The 1,665-nt window shown below is 65.9% G+C and carries 1 protein-coding gene; it reads right to left on the minus strand.

Annotated features, from left to right (window positions below; translation table 11 throughout):
• Positions 1-147: 147 nt before the first annotated feature.
• On the minus strand, positions 148-1,665 hold a 1,518-nt coding region (locus tag EOA60_RS31945; protein ID WP_128312552.1), incomplete at its 5' end, for an acyl-CoA dehydrogenase family protein.

Consider the following 1,665-nt stretch of genomic DNA (forward strand, 5'->3'; position numbering starts at 1 on the left):
TCCTGCCTGGGAGCACGGGATCGTCATGGTTAACATTTCCCTACTCCGGTGGACAGAGTGGGCTCCGCGAAGCCTCCCCGCAACGGAAACCATTCGTTAAGGTTAACGGCAATCCACAGGCCGGCGATCGAACGCCTTTCAGGCTGCTCAGCTCAGCGGCGGGTAGAGCGTGTCGATGATCATGCGCGCGTCATGGCGCGAATCGAGCATGCCGTAGGTGGTGCGCCATTGGCCGCCGAGTCTTGTTTCGACGAAGGCGTCGGCGATCCGCCCTGCCCCCAGCCGGCGCAGCTCCGCCGCCGCCGCCGAAAGTGCCAGCTGTTCGGTCAGCAGGCGCGCCGAGCCTTGGTCGGTCGAAGCCACCTGCATGGCCGCGTTGAGCACGCCGATGGTACCCCGCCCGCCGGCGCCGAGGTCGCGGTCGATGCCGGCCAGCACCTCCTCGAACAGGCCTGGCGCGCGGCCAAGCACACGCAGCACGTCGAGCGCCATGACGTTGCCGGAGCCTTCCCAGATCGCGTTGACCGGAGCCTCACGGTAATAGCGAGCAAGCGGCGCTTCCTCGACATAGCCGTTGCCGCCGAGGCACTCCATCGCCTCGTAAAGCAAGGCCGGTGCGATCTTGCATACCCAGTATTTGACCACCGGCGTCATGGCGCGTGCAAAGGCCGCCTCGCCGCGATCGCTCGCCGCCTCGTCGAAGGAACGCGCCAGCCGGAACGACAGCGCCGTCGCGGCGGCAACGTCGAGCGCCATGTCGGCAAGGACCCGCTGCATCAGCGGTTGATCGACCAGACTGATGCCGAACACCTGGCGATGGCGCACGTGGTGGACGGCTTCGGCCAGCCCGGCGCGCATGAGCGCTGACGAAGCGACGGCGCAGTCGAGCCTGGTCAGCGTGACCATGTCCATGATCGTCTTGATCCCGGCGCCCGGCTCGCCGACCATCTCGCCGATGGCATTGGCGAACTCGACCTCCGACGAGGCGTTGGAGCGGTTGCCGAGCTTGTCCTTCAGGCGCTGGAAACGGAAGCCATTGCCCGAGCCGTCGCCCAGAATGCGCGGAACCAGGAAGCATGAAAGCCCTTCCGGCACCTGGCCGAGCACGAGAAAGGCGTCGGACATCGGCGCCGACATGAACCATTTATGCCCGGTCAGCCGATAGAAGCCGTTTCCCGCGCGCTCGGCCTTTGTGACATTGGCGCGCACGTCGGTGCCGCCCTGTTTCTCGGTCATACCCATGCCGAGGGTAAGCCCGGTCTTTTGCACCGGCGGCTTCTGGCTCTGGTCGTATTTGCGCGTTGTCACGCGCGGCGCCCATTCGCGGAACAGCTTTGGGCTCGCCATCAGCGCCGCCAGCGAAGCGCTGGTCATGGTGATGGGGCAAAGATGTCCGGTCTCGAGCTCCGCGGTCAGGTAGAAGCGCGCCGCCCTCACCTGATGCCGGCGGCCGATCTCGGCATCGCCGTTTTCCCAAACCGAGGAATGCAGGCCGCCGGCAACCGAGCGTCGCATGAGCGCGTGATAAGCGGGATGAAACTCGACCAGATCGACGCGTCGGCCCTGGCGGTCATGCGTCCTGAGCTTCGGTGTGTCGGTGTTGGCGAGCCGGGCAAGTTCCTGTGCTTCCTGCGTCATGACGAACCTGCCGAGCCCACGAGACAG

It is taken from the genome of Mesorhizobium sp. M1A.F.Ca.IN.020.06.1.1 (genome assembly GCF_004023265.1).
GTDB lineage: Bacteria > Pseudomonadota > Alphaproteobacteria > Rhizobiales > Rhizobiaceae > Mesorhizobium.